The following is a 16,948-nucleotide window of genomic DNA, read 5'->3' as shown; positions in this document are numbered from 1 at the left end:
CGCGGAGGCCGTGAATGGCGCGCAAGGGACCTGATTTCGCAAGTCCGATCCGGCGTGTGCTGATCACGCTGCTGACGATTGTGCTGATTGCGCTGTTCCTGTTCTGGCGCATTGACAGCCCGCGCGCCGAACGGATGCGCACGGCGCTGATCGACCGTTTCGTGCCCAGTTTCGAATGGGCGCTGGCGCCGGTGACCAAGGCCAGCCAGATGATCGCCGGCTTTCAATCCTATGCGCGTATCTATGAACAAAATCAGGAACTTCGCCGCGAGCTGCAAAAGATGCAGGCTTGGAAAGAGGCGGCTGTTCAGCTTGAGCAGGAAAATTCGAAACTGCTGGCGCAGAACAATGTGCGTATCGACCCCGCCCTGACCAGCGTGACTGGCGTGGTCATGGTGGATAGCGGATCGGCCTTTCGCCAATCGGTATTGGTCAATGTTGGTGCCCAGGATGGCATCGTGGATGGCTGGGCGACGATGGACGGTCTGGGGCTGGTCGGTCGGATCTCGGGGGTTGGGCAGCGCACAAGCCGCGTGGTGTTGCTGAATGACCCGTCGTCACGCATCCCGGTCACGATCCAGCCCTCGGGCGATCGGGCCCTGTTGACGGGCGACAACACTGCCTTGCCGTTTCTGGATTTTATCGAAAGCATGGACAATGTGCGACCGGGCGACCGCGTTGTGACATCGGGCGATGGCGGGGTGTTTCCGCCTGGTCTGCTGGTGGGGCAGGTCGTGCAAGGCAGCGACGGGCGCATGCGGCTGCGGATGGCGGCGGATTACGGGCGGTTGGAGTTTCTGCGCGTTCTTCGGGCACATCCGGCCGAGCAGGTTCGCGATTCCGGTGCGATCATTACCCCGGCAGATCAAGGGCTGATCGGACCGCAATTGCCGGCGGCAATCGGGCTGGATCCCGCAAATGATTGAGGGGCCGGGCAAAGAGGCTTTGATCGGGTCGGCGGTTTTCGCGCTGTGTATCGGGCTTTTGCTGTTTCTTCGCCTTTTGCCGCTGTCATCCGGTCTTGTGGGCTGGCCGGGGCCGGATATCGCGGTGTGTCTGGTCTTTGCATGGGTGCTGCGGCGCCCGGATCAGATCGCCGCGCCCATGATTGTGGTGATGTTTCTGGTCGAGGACATCTTGCTGCTGCGGCCCTTGGGGCTGTGGACCGTTCTGGTTCTGGTCGGAACCGAGGCCGCACGCTTGCGTGAGCCCCGTTGGCGCGAGCAGGCGTTCATGATTGAATGGATGCGGGTCGGGATCCTGATCGGGGCGATGATGCTGGCCAATCGTCTGGTCCTGTTGCTGTTCCTGATGCCGGTTCCGGCCCTTGGGCAGGTCATCCTGCAATTTCTTGCCACGCTGGCCGCCTATCCGGTGGTCGTGTTCGTTGCCCGCTGGACAATAGGATTGCGCAGGATCAGCGCGTCGGATGCCGAAATGATGAGAAACAGGTGATGAAGAAATCACAACGCGAGGCACAGGACGGATCGCGGCGTGTCGGACGCCGGGGGCTTTTGCTGGGCGGCATCCAGTTGGGCGTCGTGACAACGCTGGCCTTGCGGTTGCGATCCATGCAGTTGGAACATGCCGAGGAATATCGGCTTCTGGCGGATGGAAACTCGATCAAGATTCGCCTCTTGCCCCCGGCGCGCGGGTTGATCCACGACCGCAACGGGTTGGTGATTGCCGGAAACGAACAAAACTATCGCGTTTCCCTGACCCGCGAAGAGGCCGGTGGGGATGTCGCGCCCGTCCTGCGGCATTTGTCCACGCTGGTTCCGATCAGCGATGAACGTATGGCAGAGCTATTGGAAGAGTTTTCCAAACGCAGCGCGATCACGCCGATCATTCTGGCCGACCGGCTGACATGGGAACAATTCGGCTCGATCGCGGTGAATGCGCCCGCGTTGCGTGGGGTGACACCGGAATCCGGCCTGTCGCGGGTTTACCCCCGTGCGGGCGATCTCGCCCATGTCATGGGCTATGTCGGGCCGGTCTCTGATTATGACCTGTCAAAGATCGAAGACCCCGATCCGGTCCTGATGCTGCCGGAATTTCAGTTGGGCAAGGTTGGTGTCGAGGCCAAGCTCGAACCCGTGTTGCGCGGCAAGGCTGGCGCCCGCCGGGTCGAGGTGAACAGCGCGGGCCGCGAAATGCGCGAGTTGAGCCGGCAAGAGGGCGAGCAGGGCGCAACCGTGCAACTGACCATAGACGCGCAATTGCAGAACTATGCGGCGCAGCGGCTGGGCGAGGAAAGCGCCGCCGCCGTCGTCATGGATACCCAGACCGGCGATCTGCTGAGCATCTGTTCGTCACCTAGTTTCGATCCGAACAAGTTCGTTCGCGGAATTTCGACAACCGATTATCGCGCATTGACCGAACATGACCATCGACCCTTGGCCGACAAGACGGTTCAAGGGGTTTATCCGCCCGGTTCGACCTTCAAGATGGTGACGCTGCTGGCGGGGCTTGAATCTGGCGTCATCAACGGCGGCTCTCGCTTTTACTGTCCGGGTCATACCGAGGTTGGTGGGCGTCGCTTCCATTGTTGGCGGCGCGGGGGGCACGGATCGATGGATGCCTTGCAAAGTTTGCAACAAAGCTGCGACGTTTATTATTACGAACTGGCGCAGCGGGTTGGCATCGACCGTATCGCCGATATGGCGCGCCGGCTGGGTCTGGGCGTGCGCCATGATCTGCCGATGTCCGCTGTGGCCGAAGGCATTGCGCCCGACCGCGCCTGGAAACGGGCGCGATACGATCAGGACTGGTTGATCGGGGACAGTCTGAATGCCTCGATCGGGCAGGGCTTTGTGCTGGCTTCGCCATTGCAGTTGGCGGTGATGACCGCGCGCATCGCTTCAGGGCTGGACATCAAACCGCGTCTGGTCAGGTCCGTCGATGGTGTGCCCGAGCCAATACCGGCGGCGCAATCCCTTGGTCTGGATGACGCGATTCTCAATCAGGCGCGCGCCGGGATGGATGCGGTCATGAACAGCACCCGTGGCACCGCCCGTCGCGCCCGTATCCTGCCGGACGAATGGCGCATGGCCGGCAAGACCGGCACGAGCCAGGTTCGCAACATCACGGCGGCGGAACGCGCACGCGGCGTGATTTCCAATGATCAGTTGCCCTGGAACCGGCGCGATCACGGGCTTTTTGTCTGTTATGCGCCGTATCAGGCGCCACGCTATGCGGTTTCGGTGGTGGTTGAACACGGGGGCGGAGGCTCGACTGCGGCAGCCCCGATTGCGCGTGACATCATGCTGTTTGCGCTTGCCGGAGGGTTGCCGCCACTGGATGCGGTGCCATCGGATCAGCGCGGCGCGATGGAGGCCCGCCACAGCGCCATGCAGCTTTATACGCCAGACCCACCCAAGCCGGGCAGGACAAGGGCATGATGACGGCCGGGGGGATGGATGTCCTATCTTGATTACAATGTCACGGCGGCGCCGACCGGATTTCGCAAGGCGCTATACCTGAACTGGCCGCTGGTGCTGTTGCTGAGCGCGGTGGCCTGTATCGGGTTTTTGATGCTGTATTCGGTCGCCGGTGGCGATGCCGACATCTGGGCCAAGCCGCAGATCTATCGCTTTGCGGTCGGTATGGCCGCAATGTTCGCGCTGGCTTTCGTGCCGATGTGGTTCTGGCGCGGCGTGTCGACGATTTCCTATGTGATCTGCCTGTTATTGCTGATCGCCGTGGAGCTGATCGGTGATATCGGTATGGGCGCGCAACGCTGGATCGAGTTCGGGCCATTCCGGTTGCAGCCGTCCGAGTTGATGAAGATCGCGCTGGTTCTGGTTTTGGCGGCCTATTACGACTGGTTGCCGATCAAACGGGTGTCGCGCCCGCTTTGGGTGCTGACTCCGGTAGCGATGATCCTGCTGCCGACGGCGCTTGTGCTGAAACAGCCCGATCTCGGCACGTCGATCATGTTGATGGCTGGCGGCGGGATCGTCATGTTCGCGGCCGGGGTGTCGTTGTGGTATTTCGGTGCGGTCATTGCTGCCGTGGTGGCGCTGGTGGTCGCCGTCTTGGAAAGCCGCGGGACCGAGTGGCAGTTGCTGAAGGATTACCAGTTCCGCCGTATTGATACGTTCATCGACCCTTCGGTGGACCCCCTTGGCGCCGGCTACAATATCACGCAGGCCCAGATTGCCCTGGGGTCCGGGGGATGGTCGGGGCGCGGGTTCATGCAGGGTACGCAATCGCGGCTGAACTTCCTGCCGGAAAAACACACCGATTTCATTTTCACCGTTCTCGCCGAAGAGTTCGGCTTTGTCGGCGCGATTTCCCTGCTGGTTCTTTATGCGCTGATCATCGGGTTCTGCCTGTATTCGGCGCTGACCAATCGGGATCGTTTCGGTGCCCTGTTGACCATCGGCATCAGTGGAACGTTTTTCGTCTATTTTGCGATCAATATGGGGATGGTGATGGGGCTGTTGCCCGTGGTTGGCTCGCCGCTGCCGTTGGTCAGCTATGGCGGCACGGCCATGATGATTTTGCTGATGGGCTTTGGCATGGTCCAATCGGCTCATGTCCATCGACTGAGGTAAGTTTATGAAAGTTCTGTTCGCCGCCCCTGATGATGTCAAATCGCTTTGGACCGACACGCTGATTGCAGCCTGTCCCGAAATGGATCTGCAGGAAGCGGGTGATCCGGCGCAATTCGATGCGATCATCTACTGCCCCGGTGGCGAGATCGAGGACCTGTCGCCCTATCGCAACGCGCGCCTTGTCCAAAGTCTCTGGGCCGGAGTCGAAAGCATAATCGACAATCCGACCCTGACACAGCCCCTGGCGCGGATGGTGGATCCGGGGCTTGCAAAAGGCATGGCCGAATTCTGCACCGGGTGGGCAATGCGGGCCCATCTGCAGATGGATCGCTATCGGCAGGATGGGATCTGGCGCGGATCCGATGCGCCGCCATTGGCCGATGCGCGCGCGGTGACGATCATGGGCATGGGTGCGTTGGGGCAGGCGGTGGCCGCCATGTTGCGGCCCATCGGCTTTGACCTGGCGGGCTATAGTGCGTCGGGTCGGGCAGTAGAAGGCGTCCGGGTCTATGACCGTCATGGGTTGGGGCAAGCACTGTCACGAGCCGAGATTTTGATCTGCCTGTTGCCCGATACCGCTGAAACACGGAACCTGCTGAACGAGGAAACGCTGGCGATGCTGCCTGAAGGGGCTTGGATCATCAATGCAGGGCGCGGCACCTTGATCGACGAGGCCGCCTTGCTGGCCGCGCTTGAGAGGGGGCATCTGGGCCATGCGGTGCTGGATGTGTTTCGCAAAGAGCCTGTTGCCCGGAACAACCCGTTCTGGGATGCCCCCGGCGTCACGATCACCCCGCATATCGCAGCCGCCACGCGCCCGGAAACCGCCGCGCTTGTCGTCGCAGAGAACCTGCGCCGCGCGATGGCGGGGCAACCCGTCCTGCATCTTGTCGATCGCTCGCGGGGTTACTGAGGCTGGTCGGGCGGGGCCGGTGGTCGCGGCGTGGTCGCGGCGGCATCCTGCACGCGGGCGATGCGTTCGGCCATTTTCTTGGTGCGACGACGGTGATAGGCCCGGATCACGGGCACGGTCAGGTAATGTGCCGCGATACTGGCCACCAACCCGATGATCACCCCACCAACCACATAGGGCCAGTAAATCTGGGTGAAAAACTCGGCCAGATGCCCCCAATGCGCCTTTTCAGGACCAAAGATTGACCGGATATTATGCCAGATTTCGGCGCTGGCGCGGGCAAATTCGCCAAAGATCTGCTGTGGACCAAGATCGCCGTCCAGTCTCAGGATCTTGCGGCCGAGGCTGACCGCCAGCACGGCGATGAAGGGAAAGGTGATCGGGTTGCCGATGAAGGTCGCAAGCAATGCAGCCAGAAGGTTGCCGCCGATGATCCAGGCGCAACCGGCGGCGGACAGGAAATGCAGACCGAACAGCGGCGTGAATGAAACGAACACCCCGGCCGCCACCCCGCGCCCGATGCGATGGGGCTGATCGGGCAGGCGGCGGACGCGATGCAGGACATATGTGCCCGCGCGGCGCCAACCGCCCCGCGGATAGATCATGTCGCTGGCCATCTGGCTGTAACTGCGAGGTTTACGGCGCTTGAACAAGACTTCACCCGATTTTGCGCAACCCGTCTATGGGTCGCCGCGACCTATGGCTTTAGCGCCGGGTCCCGGATCCTTGCGATCTGCGCAACATCGCTATCCGCCTCCAGCGCGGTTAGCAGGTTGTGCAGATGTTCGTGGTCCCGCAACTCGACCTCGACCTCGATCCGGTAAAAATCCGGCTTGCGGTCGATAAACTCAAGGTTCGAGATATTCGCCCCTTGCGTCCCGATCAACCCGCAGATGCGCCCCAATACACCGGCATCATGCCGGATCGTCATGCTGAGCAGCGTCGAATAGGCGGCGGGGTGGCGCCCTTCGCGCCATTGCAGATCAACCCAGCGATCAAGGCTGTCTTCAAATTCGGCCAGAACCGGGCAATCGATTGCGTGAATGACGACGCCTCGTCCGCGATAGGTGATGCCGACGATCCGTTCGCCCGGTAACGGATTGCAACACGGCGCACGCTGGAATTCGGCATCGGCCTCCAGACCGGCAAATGGACGTTCGCTGTCAACTTCGTCTTGCTGATCGGCCAGTTCGGGATACAGCACCGCCAGAACCTCTTTGGCCGAATTTTCGGCGCTGCCGATTCGGGCCAGCAATTCATCGGCGTTGGGAATGCCCATCTGTTTGGCGGCGGTGCGCAATGCCTTGTCCGTCGACTTGCGACCGACATGTTCGAAGCTGACGCGCACCAGTTCCCGGCCGAGGCGGATGAAGCGGTCACGATCCTCTTCGCGCAGCGAACGGCGGATTGCGGCTTTCGCCCGCCCGGTGACGACGATGTCCAGCCAGGTGGTCTGCGGGCGCTGTCCGGATGCGGCGATCACCTCGACCGACTGGCCGTTCTTCAGCCTTGTCCACAGGGGAACACGGATGCCATCAACCTTGGCCCCGACACAGCTATTGCCCAGCCTTGTGTGAATTGCATAGGCAAAATCGATGGGCGTGGCCCCCTTGGGCAATTGCATCACATCGCCCTTGGGCGTGAAGCAGAACACCTGATCCTGATACATCTCAAGTTTGACATGTTCCAGGAATTCGTTGTGATCCTCGCCTTCAAAGCGATCGGCAAGGCTGTCGATCCAGTTCGCGGGATCGACAGCAAAAGGGTTCACCGTTCGAACGCCGTCACGATAGGCCCAATGCGCGGCGACGCCTGCCTCGGCAACCTCATGCATCTGGCGGGTGCGGATCTGTACCTCGACCCGCTTGCCGTCGCGCCCCGATACCGTGGTATGAATCGAGCGATAGCCGTTGGATTTCGGCTGGCTGATGTAATCCTTGAACCGGCCGGGAACGGCGCGCCAACGATGGTGAATGACGCCAAGCCCCCGATAACAATCCATTTCGCTGCGGGTGATGATGCGAAAACCGTAGATGTCGGACAGGCGCGAAAAGGCCAGCTGCTTTTCCTGCATTTTCCGCCAGACAGAAAACGGTTTCTTCGCGCGCCCGAAAACATCGGCGTCTATGCCTTCCTTTTCAAGTTCGATCCGGATGTCGGCAGTGATCTGCCCGATGATGTCGCCTGAATCCTTTTGCAAGCTGACAAAGCGGCGAATGATCGAGTTGCGGGCCTCGGGGTTGATCACCTTGAAGGCCAGGTCCTCCAGTTCTTCGCGCATCCATTGCATGCCCATGCGCCCGGCAAGGGGGGCATAGATGTCCATGGTCTCGCGGGCTTTCTTGACCTGCTTGTCGGGGCGCATCGACCGGATGGTGCGCATGTTGTGCAGGCGGTCTGCCAGTTTGACCAGAATGACCCGCAGGTCGCGTGACATGGCCATGAAAAGTTTGCGGAAATTCTCGGCCTGCTTGGATTGGGTGGACGAGAGTTCAAGATTGGTCAGCTTGGTCACGCCATCCACCAGCTCGGCAATTTCATTGCCGAAGCGGGTGCTGACATCTGCCTTTGTCGATCGCGTGTCCTCGACCGTGTCGTGGAGCAGGGCGGTGATGATGGTGGCATCATCCAGCCGCATTTCCGTCAGGATGGCGGCCACGGCGATGGGATGGGTGAAATAGGGTTCGCCCGAGTGGCGAAACTGACCCTCATGCATCTGCATGCCATAGGCATATGCATCACGGATCAGATCGGCGTTGCAGCGCGGATTGTAGTTGCGCACAAGCGCGATGAGGTCTTCGACGTCGATCATATTCTGTCGAAAACCTCTTTTCTGTTTTGGCTCAGCGCTGGTTGGCTTCCAGCATCATGCGCAGCATCCGTTCTTCGGATTCTTCGTCCGCGGGCTTGGGCCGGTCGGTTTCCGCACCCAACAACAGCGCCATCGCATCCTCTTCGGGTTCATCGACCTCGATCTGGGTCTGGCTGGATTCGATCATCCGCTCGCGCAGATCATCGACGGGCTGGGTTTCATCGGCAATTTCGCGCAGGGCAACGACAGGATTCTTGTCGTTGTCGCGGTCCACCGTGGGGGCGTTGCCCGATGCAATTTCTCTGGCGCGATGCGAGGCCAACATCACCAGATCAAAGCGGTTGGGAACCTTGTCGACGCAGTCTTCAACCGTTACGCGGGCCATATCTCACCTGTGCAGTTGCGAATCGGAAATCCGGGGCGAAACCGGATTACTGATGGTATGAGTGAAGATTGTCAAGGAAAAGCCGGTAAAATCTGGCCCGCGACAGGGTGCAGGCCGATCATTGCATCCGTTCCCAGGGCGTCCAGCATCTGAACGATTGTCCGGCCAAGAATCGGATGGCGCCAATCCGGCGCAATTTCAGCCCATGGCGCAAGCACGAAGGTGCGGTCCTGCAGGCGCGGGTGGGGCAGGATCAACTGTTCCGGTGTCTTGCTGCGCTGAAGCCCGGGGGCAAGGTCGCGCCAGTGGTTTTGAGTGGCCGGGTCGGGCAGGACAAGGTGATCCATGGCCAGCAGATCCAGATCAATGACACGCGCCGACCAGCGGCCGGTGCTGCGATCCCTGCCAAGATCTGCCTCAATTCTGTGCAATCGCGACAAGAGCGCCTCGGGAGACAGCTCTGTTTGTAATTTCGCCACGGCATTTGAGAAATCTGGGCCTGACGTAACGGGAAAAGCCGGTGTATGCCAAACTCTGCTGAATGCGGATATTGAAATATTCGGTTCAGCGTGCAGAATACCGGCTGCCGTGATCAGCGCCTTGGTTGCGCTGCCTTCGGCCGATGGCAGGTTTGCCCCCAGACCAATGAATGCGAAAGAAGAACTGCTCATATGTACCTGCCCATCATCGAATTCGCGCATCGTGGCGAAACCCCAAGGCCGTCTCCTTGGCTGACCACCCGGCACGACAATAATAAGGCTGAATGAAGGCAACTTTAATGTTTTACAAGGACGACCGACTGGCGATGTTCATCGACGGCGCCAATCTTTACGCCGCCGCGAAATCGCTGGGGTTCGACATAGACTATAAGCTGCTGCGCAAAGAATTCGACCGGAGGGGGAAGCTGCTGCGCGCGTATTACTATACCGCGCTTATGGATAGCGAGGAATATTCCCCGATCAGGCCGCTGGTCGACTGGCTGCACTACAACGGCTACTGCGTGGTGACGAAACAGGCCAAGGAATATACCGATGCCATGGGCCGCCGGAAGGTCAAGGGCAACATGGATATCGAACTGACCGTCAGCGCGATGGAACTGGCTCCAAGGCTGGATCATGCGGTGCTGTTCTCGGGCGATGGCGATTTCCGGCCGCTGGTCGAATCGCTGCAACGTTCGGGCGTGCGCGTGTCTGTCGTCTCGACCATCCGCAGCCAGCCGCCGATGATCGCCGATGACCTGCGTCGGCAGGCCGACAATTTCATCGAGCTGGACGCCCTGCGCGACATTATCGGCCGTCCGCCGCGTGAAACCACAGCCGAGGACTAGGATGTCCCCCCGGCAACCTGCATGACATTGGCGGCGCGTGGCCAATGGGCGTCTTTGGCGCTGATCTGTGCCGGGGTCGTCGGGGCGATGACCTGCTGGTTCTCGGCAACGGCGATCCTGCCCGAGCTGATCCGGGATTGGTCCTTGTCGGCAGGGCAGGCGGGCTGGTTGACGAATGCCGTGCAAATCGGCTTCGTGTTGGGGGCGATGGCCGCGTCCCTGGTGAACCTGCCCGATATCATGCGCCTGACGCGACTGATCGCCATTTCCGCGCTGTTGGCGGCGGTTTCAAATGCCGCGCTGTTGCTTGAGCCGGGTTTCACGGGGGCGGTGACGGCACGTTTCGTTACCGGTGTCGCGCTGGCAGGGCTGTATCCGCCGGCGATGAAGCTGATGGCGACCTGGTTCGTGCGTGGTCGGGGACTGGCGATGGGCTTGTTGATCGGTGGTTTGACCCTGGGTTCTTCAATGCCACATCTGTTTCGCGCCTTGGGCGGCGGATTGGATTGGCGCATCGTCGTGATTGCCTCGACGCTGGCCACAGTCAGTTCTGCCTTCATCTTCGGATGTCTGGTGCAAGAGGGGCCGAACGCCTTTGGCCGGGCCACCTTCAACCCGCGCGAAGCCCTGGCCGTGTTGCGCAATCGTCCGGTGTTTCTGGCGAATTTGGGCTATTTCGGACATATGTGGGAACTCTATGCGATGTGGGCCTGGTTTCTGGCCTTCGCCACGGCGGCCAGCCAATCCGGCGTCACGCCGTTCGGGTCGCCCTCGTTGTTCGTCTTTGTTGTCGTTGCGTCCGGCGTGGCGGGCAGCGTTCTTGGTGGGGTGCTGAGCGACAGGATCGGCCGTTGCCTGACGACTGCGGGCATGATGGTCGTATCCGGTGCCTGCGCCTTGCTGATCGGCTTTGCCTTTGACGGACCTGTCTGGTTGCTGGCCTTGATCGCAATTGTCTGGGGCGTTTCGATCATCGGCGACAGCGCGCAGTTTTCGGCCGCCGTGACCGAGCTTGCGGATTCGCGTTTCGTCGGCACGGCCCTGACCCTGCAGGTCAGCATCGGCTTTGCGCTGACGGTTCTGGCCATCTGGCTGATGCCGCAGGTGGCGGCCCTTTTGGGGGGCTGGCGATGGGCATTCGTGATCCTGCTTCCGGGGCCGGTGATCGGCGCATGGGCCATGATGGCCTTGCGCCGCGCCCCCGAAGCCTCGCTTCTGGCAAGCGGGCGGCGCTGATCGAAATTCGTGACTGCGTTTCCGGCCTTTGTGATACGCTCTCTCCCATGACGCATACGGAGGAGGGACGATATGCAGATTGCGCGTAGAAACCTGATGTTGGGTGTTTCGGGAACGGCGCTGGCGGTTGCCGCATCTGGCGGCGCGGCGGACGCTCAGCTTTCCGAAATACGCCAGAGATTCGCCGGGCTCTTTTATGATCTTCTGAATCAGCTGGAAGATGCGATCGACCGGTTGACCAGTTTGCTGAATCCGGACGGCGTGCCCGATGAGGATGGGGCGGCCAATGAGATTCGGGATGTCATCAAGGGGCTGAGCGAGGTTCAGAACGCCGACGACATGCAGGAACTGACCCGAACCGAATACACGGATCTGGCAGAGCAAATCGTTGCGCGAGATGCCTTCACGCCGCCGGACCCCGAGGCGCTTGACACCGCGCTTGCCGCTGGTGAGGCTGACAGGTCCGCAGATGATAGCTGGCAGGAGGCGATTGCGGATATTCTGCTCGAATCGATGGGTTTCGAAGCAGACGAGATCGACCAGTTGCGGAATATCTTGCCCTTTGCGGATCTGGGATCAGAATTCCGACAATTGCACAGAGCCTTGGCCGAAGGCGACTGGGCCAGGGCCAAGCGCATTCTTGAACGAATTGTCCGAAAGGTCTTTTCACGTTCGGTCATCGCCAGCGTCGTCGAAACGGTCGATGGGCCATTGGCGCAAAAGCTGATGCGTGCGCTTGCGGCGCGGGCTGTGCCGTTGTTGGGCTGGGCGTGGTTCGTGGCTGCGGTCTGTCTGGCGATTTTCCGCAACCGCGAACGACTGTTGGAGTTGTCGGTCGGAAACGACATCTGACCGACAGGGGCGAAGGGCGTCAGACCAGACGCCCTTCCTCCATCGCCGCGCGCACAAAGCCCGCAAATAGCGGTGCCGGAGCAAAGGGCTTGGATTTCAGTTCGGGATGCGATTGGACGCCGATGAACCAGGGGTGGTCGGCATATTCGATCACCTCGGGCAGCTTGCCATCCGGCGACATCCCCGAAAAGCTGAGCCCGGCCTTTTCAAGCTGTTCGCGATAGGCGGCGTCGACTTCGTAGCGGTGACGGTGGCGGTCTTCCATTTCCAGCGCGCCGCCATAGATCCCGCTGATCTTGGAATCGGGGGCCAGAACGGCAGTATAGGCGCCCAGACGCATCGTGCCGCCCTTGTCGTCGCCGACCTTGCGCTGCACCGTGTAATTGCCCTGCACCCATTCCTTGAGGTGATAGACGACGGGGGTGAAGCGGGTCTTGCCGGCCTCGTGGTCGAATTCCTCGGACCCCGCATCCGGCATCTCGGCAAGGTTGCGCGCCGCTTCGATCACCGCCATCTGCATGCCAAGGCAGATGCCAAGATAGGGGACCTTTTTCTCGCGCGCATAACGTGCGGCGGCGACCATGCCTTCGGTCCCGCGTTCGCCAAAGCCTCCGGGCACGATAATGCCGTGATAGCCGTCCAGCAGATGCGCGCCTTCGCCTTCCAGCTTTTCGCTGTCGACCCAATTCGCGCGGACGCGCACGCGATTGGCCATGCCGCCATGGGTCAGGGCCTCGGCGATGGATTTATAGGCGTCTTCAAGCTGGGTGTATTTGCCGACGACGGCGATGCGCACTTCGCCTTCGGCATGTTCCAGGCGATCCATCACATCTTCCCAGCGCGACAGGTCGGGGCGCGGGGCAGGGCTGATCTGGAAGGCATCGAGGACCGCCCGGTCCAGGCCCGCGCGATGATAGGCCAGCGGGGCCTCGTAGATGGATTTCAGATCATAGGCGGGGATCACCGCATCAGGGCGCACATTGCAGAACAGCGCGATCTTGGCGCGTTCCTTTTCCGGAATCGGATGTTCCGAGCGGCAGACCAGCACATCGGGAGCCAGACCGATGGATTGCAGTTCCTTGACGCTGTGCTGGGTGGGCTTGGTCTTCAGTTCGCCGCTGGCCGCCAGATAGGGCAGCAGCGTCAGATGCATCAGGATGCATTCGCCGCGCGGGCGCTCGTGGATGAACTGGCGGATTGCCTCAAAGAAGGGCAGGCCCTCGATATCGCCGACCGTGCCGCCGATCTCGCACAGCATGAAATCGACCTCGTCATCGCCGACGGAAAGGAAGTCCTTGATTTCATTGGTGACATGCGGAATGACCTGAATGGTCTTTCCCAGATATTCGCCGCGACGTTCCTTTTCCAGGACATTCGAATAGATCCGTCCCGAGGACACGCTGTCGGTGCGTCTTGCGCTGACGCCGGTGAAGCGTTCGTAATGGCCCAGATCCAGATCGGTTTCGGCGCCATCATCGGTCACGAAGACCTCGCCATGTTCAAAGGGCGACATCGTGCCGGGGTCGACATTCAGATAGGGGTCAAGTTTGCGCAATCGCACGGTGAAGCCCCGCGCCTGCAACAGCGCCCCCAGCGCCGCGGATGACAGTCCCTTGCCAAGGGACGAAACCACCCCGCCGGTGATGAAGATATAACGCGCCATTTGGACCCCGTGATGAGCAAAAATTCAAAATCTGCGGGCCGCCGAACGACCAGCATCACGGGACTAAAGCTATAGGCGATTCGCCCCGTGGCCGCAACGGACCGCAAGTTGATACGGGGCAGAAAAGTTCTGCCCCTCTGGATATTCGTGTGGCTTAGTTCGACGTCTCGTTCGCGGGTGCGGTTTCCGCAGCCGGAGGCGTGATCGCAGCGCCGGCCGGCGCTTCGGCCTCGGGGGCCTGTGCTGCGGGTTCCTGTGCTGCCGGTGCGGCGCTGCCGGCCGCAGGCGCATCGGGCGCGGGCGGGGTCAGCGGGTCGCCGCCGGTGGAAGGCGGAGGCGTGTAGGTCGGCAATGACGGCAGGCCGCTATCCGTGTTTCCTTGCTGTTCGGGAACGCCAAGCTGATCCATGATCGAGCTGTTCGCGGATTGCCGCGCTGCAATGATGGTCAATGCGATAGACGTGCAGAAAATCGCGATGCCGAACACCCAGGTCAGGCGTGTCAGCGCGTTCGCGGCCTGACGGCCGGACATGACGCCGCCGCCGCTGCCGCCACCCACGCCAAGGCCACCGCCTTCCGAGCGTTGCAGCAAAACGACCCCGGTCAACAGCACCGCCAGGATCAGATGTATGGTCAGCACGACGTTTTCCACGGAATTCGGCCTTTCATTTGCGGACGGGCCTATCTAGTCACCGATACAGGTGATGGCAAGCAGAGTGTCCCCAGATGCCGGCATTAATGATACAGGGAACCGGTTCCAATGTCGGTAAGTCGCTGCTGGTGGCAGGATTGTGCCGGGTTGCGCGGCGTCGCGGTATGTCGGTTGCGCCCTTCAAGCCGCAGAATATGTCAAACAATGCCGCCGTGACCTGCAACGGAGGAGAGATTGGCCGCGCGCAGGCGTTACAGGCACGCGCCTGTGGCCTTGAACCCCATACGGACATGAATCCGGTCCTGTTGAAGCCCGAAACCGATACGGGCGCGCAGGTCGTCGTGCAGGGCAGGGTAATTGGCCGGGCGCAGGCGCGCGATTACGGCGGTTTGAAGCCTCGCTTGCTTGACGCGGTTCTGGAAAGCTATGGCCGGTTGCGGCGCGATCATGATCTGGTCCTGGTCGAGGGCGCGGGCAGCCCGGCAGAGGTCAATCTGCGTCCGCGGGACATTGCCAATATGGGATTTGCGCGGGCCGCGAATGTGCCGGTCGTGCTGGCCGGGGATATCGATCGCGGCGGGGTGATCGCCCAGATCATCGGCACCCAGAACGTTATCGACCCGCTGGACGCCGAAATGATTCGCGGATTTCTGATCAACAAGTTCCGTGGTGATCCGCGTCTGTTCGATGACGGCTACCGGTTTATTCAGGAACGCACGGGCTGGGCGGGGTTCGGCGTCGTGCCCTGGTTTGCCGAGGCCCATCGTCTGCCCGCCGAGGATGCTGTCGACTTACGCGCCTCGACCGGCAAGGGCCTGAATGTCGTATGCCTGACATTGTCACGCATTGCCAATTTCGACGATCTCGATCCCTTGGCGGCCGAACCGGGCGTGGCGCTGACCATGCTTGGGCCGGGGCAGCCGATCCCGGCGAATGCCGATCTGGTCATCGTTCCGGGCACGAAATCCACCACGGGCGATCTGGCGTTCTTGCGCGCACAGGGTTGGGACATCGATCTGATCGCCCATAGGCGGCGGGGCGGGCATGTGCTGGGCATCTGTGGCGGCTATCAGATGTTGGGTCAGGTCATTGACGATCCGCAGGGCGTTGACGGAGCCAAGGGGCGGGTCGAGGGCCTGGGTCTGTTGCAGATCCGGACAGTCATGGCCGGTGACAAGCGCCTGACGCGTATCAGTGGAACGGCCATGGATTGCCCGGTGACAGGGTATGAAATTCACATGGGGCGCAGCGAGGGTGCCGATTCCGTGCGTCCATTTGCCCATATCCCCCAACCTGATGGCGCGGTCAGCCCGGATGGTCGGGTCGCCGGCACATATCTGCACGGGCTTTTTGCGGATGACAGGTTTCGCGCGGCATATCTTGGGCGGTTGGGCGTTGCGTCCCGTCCGGGATATGAAGCCGGTGTTGATCAGGCGCTGGATCAGCTGGCCGATCACCTCGAACGGTATCTGGATGTCGGTGCATTGCTGGCCTGTGCGTCCTGACACGGATCGCCACTCCGCCATGCGCAATCGTGACGTTGCTTTCACTGGACGAAGGAAGGTTGTCGCGTTAACTCGACGATATGGAACACGCGAAATCGCCTCTTACCCTGTATCTTGCTGCGCCGCGCGGATTCTGCGCCGGTGTCGACCGCGCCATCAAGATCGTCGAAATGGCGCTGCAGAAATGGGGCGCGCCGGTCTATGTCCGCCACGAGATCGTCCACAACAAATTCGTCGTCGATTCCCTGCGCGAAAAGGGTGCGGTCTTCGTCGAGGAGCTGGACGAATGCCCCGATGACCGCCCGGTGATCTTTTCGGCGCATGGTGTGCCCAAGGCGGTGCCCGCCGAGGCCCGCCGCCGCGAGATGGTCTTTGTCGACGCGACCTGTCCGCTGGTCAGCAAGGTCCATGTCGAGGCTGAACGTCACCACGCCAATGGCCTGCAGATGGTCATGATCGGACATGAAGGCCACCCCGAGGTGCTGGGCACCATGGGGCAGCTGCCTGAAGGCGAGGTGATCCTGGTGGAAACCGCCGCCGATGTGGCGACGATCACGCCGCGCGATCCCGAACGGCTGGCCTTCATCACCCAGACCACCCTGTCGGTTGATGATACCGCGGCGATCGTCGCGGCGCTGCAGGCGCGGTTTCCGGCGATCATCGGCCCGGCCAAGGAAGATATCTGCTATGCCACCACCAATCGCCAGGCGGCGGTAAAGGCTGTTGCGCCCAAGATTGATGCGCTTCTGGTGATTGGCGCGCCGAATTCCAGCAACTCGAAACGTCTGGTCGAGGTCGGGCGGGCCGAGGGCTGCGCCTATTCGCAACTGGTGATGCGGGCGGATCAGATCGACTGGCGGGCGATTCAGGGCGTGCGGGCGGTGGGCGTGACCGCCGGTGCCAGCGCCCCGGAAATTCTTGTGGACGAGGTGATTGCGGCGTTCCGTGATCGCTATGACGTGACCGTCGAGATCGTCGAGACGGCGCAGGAGAATGTCGAATTCAAGGTGCCGCGCGTGTTGCGCGAACCGGCCTGACCCGACA

The 16,948-nt window shown here is 61.3% G+C and carries 16 protein-coding genes; 10 read left to right on the top strand and 6 right to left on the bottom strand.

Features of this window, described 5'->3' with window-relative positions; genetic code table 11:
- The first annotated feature begins 14 nt into the window (after window positions 1-14).
- Genes mreC through PAF17_RS03115 form a run of 5 tightly spaced genes read left to right on the top strand, consistent with a single transcriptional unit; the run spans window position 15 to window position 5,472 of the window.
- Window positions 15-926, top strand: a complete 912-nt coding sequence (mreC, locus tag PAF17_RS03135; protein ID WP_271887627.1) for a rod shape-determining protein MreC — start codon at window positions 15-17, stop codon at window positions 924-926.
- Window positions 919-1,455 carry a rod shape-determining protein MreD gene (locus tag PAF17_RS03130; protein WP_271887626.1) on the top strand — a complete coding sequence of 179 codons (537 nt, stop codon included), beginning with the start codon at window positions 919-921 and terminating at the stop codon, window positions 1,453-1,455. The genes mreC and PAF17_RS03130 overlap by 8 nt, the downstream gene beginning before the upstream one ends.
- Complete coding sequence (mrdA, locus tag PAF17_RS03125) at window positions 1,455-3,401, top strand: penicillin-binding protein 2 (protein ID WP_271887625.1); 1,947 nt, start codon at window positions 1,455-1,457, stop codon at window positions 3,399-3,401. Before PAF17_RS03130 ends, mrdA begins: the two co-directional genes overlap by 1 nt.
- 18 nt (window positions 3,402-3,419) lie before the next feature.
- Window positions 3,420-4,559, top strand: coding sequence for a rod shape-determining protein RodA (gene rodA / locus PAF17_RS03120; RefSeq protein ID WP_271887624.1), 1,140 nt, complete (start codon window positions 3,420-3,422; stop codon window positions 4,557-4,559).
- Window positions 4,560-4,563: 4 nt separating this feature from the next.
- Window positions 4,564-5,472, top strand: coding sequence for a 2-hydroxyacid dehydrogenase (locus tag PAF17_RS03115; RefSeq protein ID WP_271887623.1), 909 nt, complete (start codon window positions 4,564-4,566; stop codon window positions 5,470-5,472).
- On the opposite strand, the gene PAF17_RS03110 is transcribed toward PAF17_RS03115, so the two are convergent.
- The 4 genes from PAF17_RS03110 to folK all read right to left on the bottom strand — a co-directional run bounded on the left by PAF17_RS03110 (window position 5,466) and on the right by folK (window position 9,340).
- Window positions 5,466-6,125 (bottom strand): DUF2062 domain-containing protein, encoded by a 660-nt coding sequence (locus PAF17_RS03110; RefSeq protein WP_271887622.1) that lies wholly within the window; start codon window positions 6,123-6,125, stop codon window positions 5,466-5,468. The two genes, PAF17_RS03115 and PAF17_RS03110, sit on opposite strands and share 7 nt — an antisense overlap.
- Before the next feature lie 44 nt (window positions 6,126-6,169).
- Window positions 6,170-8,284: a RelA/SpoT family protein gene (locus tag PAF17_RS03105; RefSeq protein WP_271887621.1), complete on the bottom strand. Its 2,115-nt coding sequence runs from the start codon at window positions 8,282-8,284 to the stop codon at window positions 6,170-6,172.
- 31 nt (window positions 8,285-8,315) lie between these two features.
- Window positions 8,316-8,669 carry a DNA-directed RNA polymerase subunit omega gene (rpoZ, locus tag PAF17_RS03100; protein ID WP_271887620.1) on the bottom strand — a complete coding sequence of 118 codons (354 nt, stop codon included), beginning with the start codon at window positions 8,667-8,669 and terminating at the stop codon, window positions 8,316-8,318.
- Between the two features lie 71 nt (window positions 8,670-8,740).
- Window positions 8,741-9,340, bottom strand: coding sequence for a 2-amino-4-hydroxy-6-hydroxymethyldihydropteridine diphosphokinase (gene folK, locus PAF17_RS03095; RefSeq protein WP_271887619.1), 600 nt, complete (start codon window positions 9,338-9,340; stop codon window positions 8,741-8,743).
- Between the two features lie 107 nt (window positions 9,341-9,447).
- Between folK and PAF17_RS03090 the strand changes: the two genes are divergently transcribed.
- The 3 genes from PAF17_RS03090 (at window position 9,448) to PAF17_RS03080 (ending at window position 12,084) form a co-directional block, all read left to right on the top strand.
- Window positions 9,448-9,996 carry a LabA-like NYN domain-containing protein gene (locus PAF17_RS03090; protein WP_271887618.1) on the top strand — a complete coding sequence of 183 codons (549 nt, stop codon included), beginning with the start codon at window positions 9,448-9,450 and terminating at the stop codon, window positions 9,994-9,996.
- A 21-nt stretch (window positions 9,997-10,017) separates the two neighbouring features.
- Entirely contained in the window at window positions 10,018-11,232 is a 1,215-nt protein-coding gene (locus tag PAF17_RS03085; RefSeq protein WP_271887617.1) for an MFS transporter, read from the top strand.
- Window positions 11,233-11,304: 72 nt separating this feature from the next.
- Window positions 11,305-12,084 (top strand): hypothetical protein, encoded by a 780-nt coding sequence (locus PAF17_RS03080; protein WP_271887616.1) that lies wholly within the window; start codon window positions 11,305-11,307, stop codon window positions 12,082-12,084.
- Window positions 12,085-12,103: 19 nt separating this feature from the next.
- Here PAF17_RS03080 and PAF17_RS03075 read toward each other — a convergent pair whose 3' ends face one another.
- Both PAF17_RS03075 and secG read right to left on the bottom strand, forming a co-directional pair.
- Window positions 12,104-13,747, bottom strand: a complete 1,644-nt coding sequence (locus PAF17_RS03075; protein ID WP_271887615.1) for a CTP synthase — start codon at window positions 13,745-13,747, stop codon at window positions 12,104-12,106.
- A gap of 154 nt (window positions 13,748-13,901) precedes the next feature.
- Entirely contained in the window at window positions 13,902-14,399 is a 498-nt protein-coding gene (gene secG / locus PAF17_RS03070; protein ID WP_271887614.1) for a preprotein translocase subunit SecG, read from the bottom strand.
- A 74-nt stretch (window positions 14,400-14,473) separates the two neighbouring features.
- Between secG and PAF17_RS03065 the strand changes: the two genes are divergently transcribed.
- Both PAF17_RS03065 and ispH read left to right on the top strand, forming a co-directional pair.
- Complete coding sequence (locus tag PAF17_RS03065) at window positions 14,474-15,904, top strand: cobyric acid synthase (RefSeq protein ID WP_271887613.1); 1,431 nt, start codon at window positions 14,474-14,476, stop codon at window positions 15,902-15,904.
- Between the two features lie 80 nt (window positions 15,905-15,984).
- Complete coding sequence (ispH, locus tag PAF17_RS03060) at window positions 15,985-16,941, top strand: 4-hydroxy-3-methylbut-2-enyl diphosphate reductase (RefSeq protein WP_271887612.1); 957 nt, start codon at window positions 15,985-15,987, stop codon at window positions 16,939-16,941.
- Window positions 16,942-16,948 lie beyond the last annotated feature (7 nt).

Source organism: Paracoccus onchidii (assembly GCF_028294535.1).
In the GTDB taxonomy this organism is placed as follows: domain Bacteria; phylum Pseudomonadota; class Alphaproteobacteria; order Rhodobacterales; family Rhodobacteraceae; genus Paracoccus; species Paracoccus onchidii.
The sequence above is the reverse complement of the archived record's forward strand: the minus strand, read 5'-3'. Positions and strand labels throughout refer to the sequence as shown.

Bases quoted from the DNA above. Each gene is read 5' to 3' on its own strand.
- PAF17_RS03080 (WP_271887616.1), top strand. From the start codon at position 11,305: ATGCAGATTGCGCGTAGAAACCTGATGTTGGGTGTTTCGGGAACGGCG.
- mreC (WP_271887627.1), top strand. From the start codon at position 15: ATGGCGCGCAAGGGACCTGATTTCGCAAGTCCGATCCGGCGTGTGCTG.
- folK (WP_271887619.1), bottom strand. From the start codon at position 9,340: ATGAGCAGTTCTTCTTTCGCATTCATTGGTCTGGGGGCAAACCTGCCA.
- PAF17_RS03065 (WP_271887613.1), top strand. From the start codon at position 14,474: ATGCCGGCATTAATGATACAGGGAACCGGTTCCAATGTCGGTAAGTCG.
- PAF17_RS03075 (WP_271887615.1), bottom strand. From the start codon at position 13,747: ATGGCGCGTTATATCTTCATCACCGGCGGGGTGGTTTCGTCCCTTGGC.
- rpoZ (WP_271887620.1), bottom strand. From the start codon at position 8,669: ATGGCCCGCGTAACGGTTGAAGACTGCGTCGACAAGGTTCCCAACCGC.
- PAF17_RS03130 (WP_271887626.1), top strand. From the start codon at position 919: ATGATTGAGGGGCCGGGCAAAGAGGCTTTGATCGGGTCGGCGGTTTTC.
- PAF17_RS03090 (WP_271887618.1), top strand. From the start codon at position 9,448: ATGTTTTACAAGGACGACCGACTGGCGATGTTCATCGACGGCGCCAAT.
- mrdA (WP_271887625.1), top strand. From the start codon at position 1,455: ATGAAGAAATCACAACGCGAGGCACAGGACGGATCGCGGCGTGTCGGA.
- PAF17_RS03105 (WP_271887621.1), bottom strand. From the start codon at position 8,284: ATGATCGACGTCGAAGACCTCATCGCGCTTGTGCGCAACTACAATCCG.
- PAF17_RS03115 (WP_271887623.1), top strand. From the start codon at position 4,564: ATGAAAGTTCTGTTCGCCGCCCCTGATGATGTCAAATCGCTTTGGACC.
- PAF17_RS03085 (WP_271887617.1), top strand. From the start codon at position 10,018: ATGACATTGGCGGCGCGTGGCCAATGGGCGTCTTTGGCGCTGATCTGT.
- ispH (WP_271887612.1), top strand. From the start codon at position 15,985: ATGGAACACGCGAAATCGCCTCTTACCCTGTATCTTGCTGCGCCGCGC.
- rodA (WP_271887624.1), top strand. From the start codon at position 3,420: ATGTCCTATCTTGATTACAATGTCACGGCGGCGCCGACCGGATTTCGC.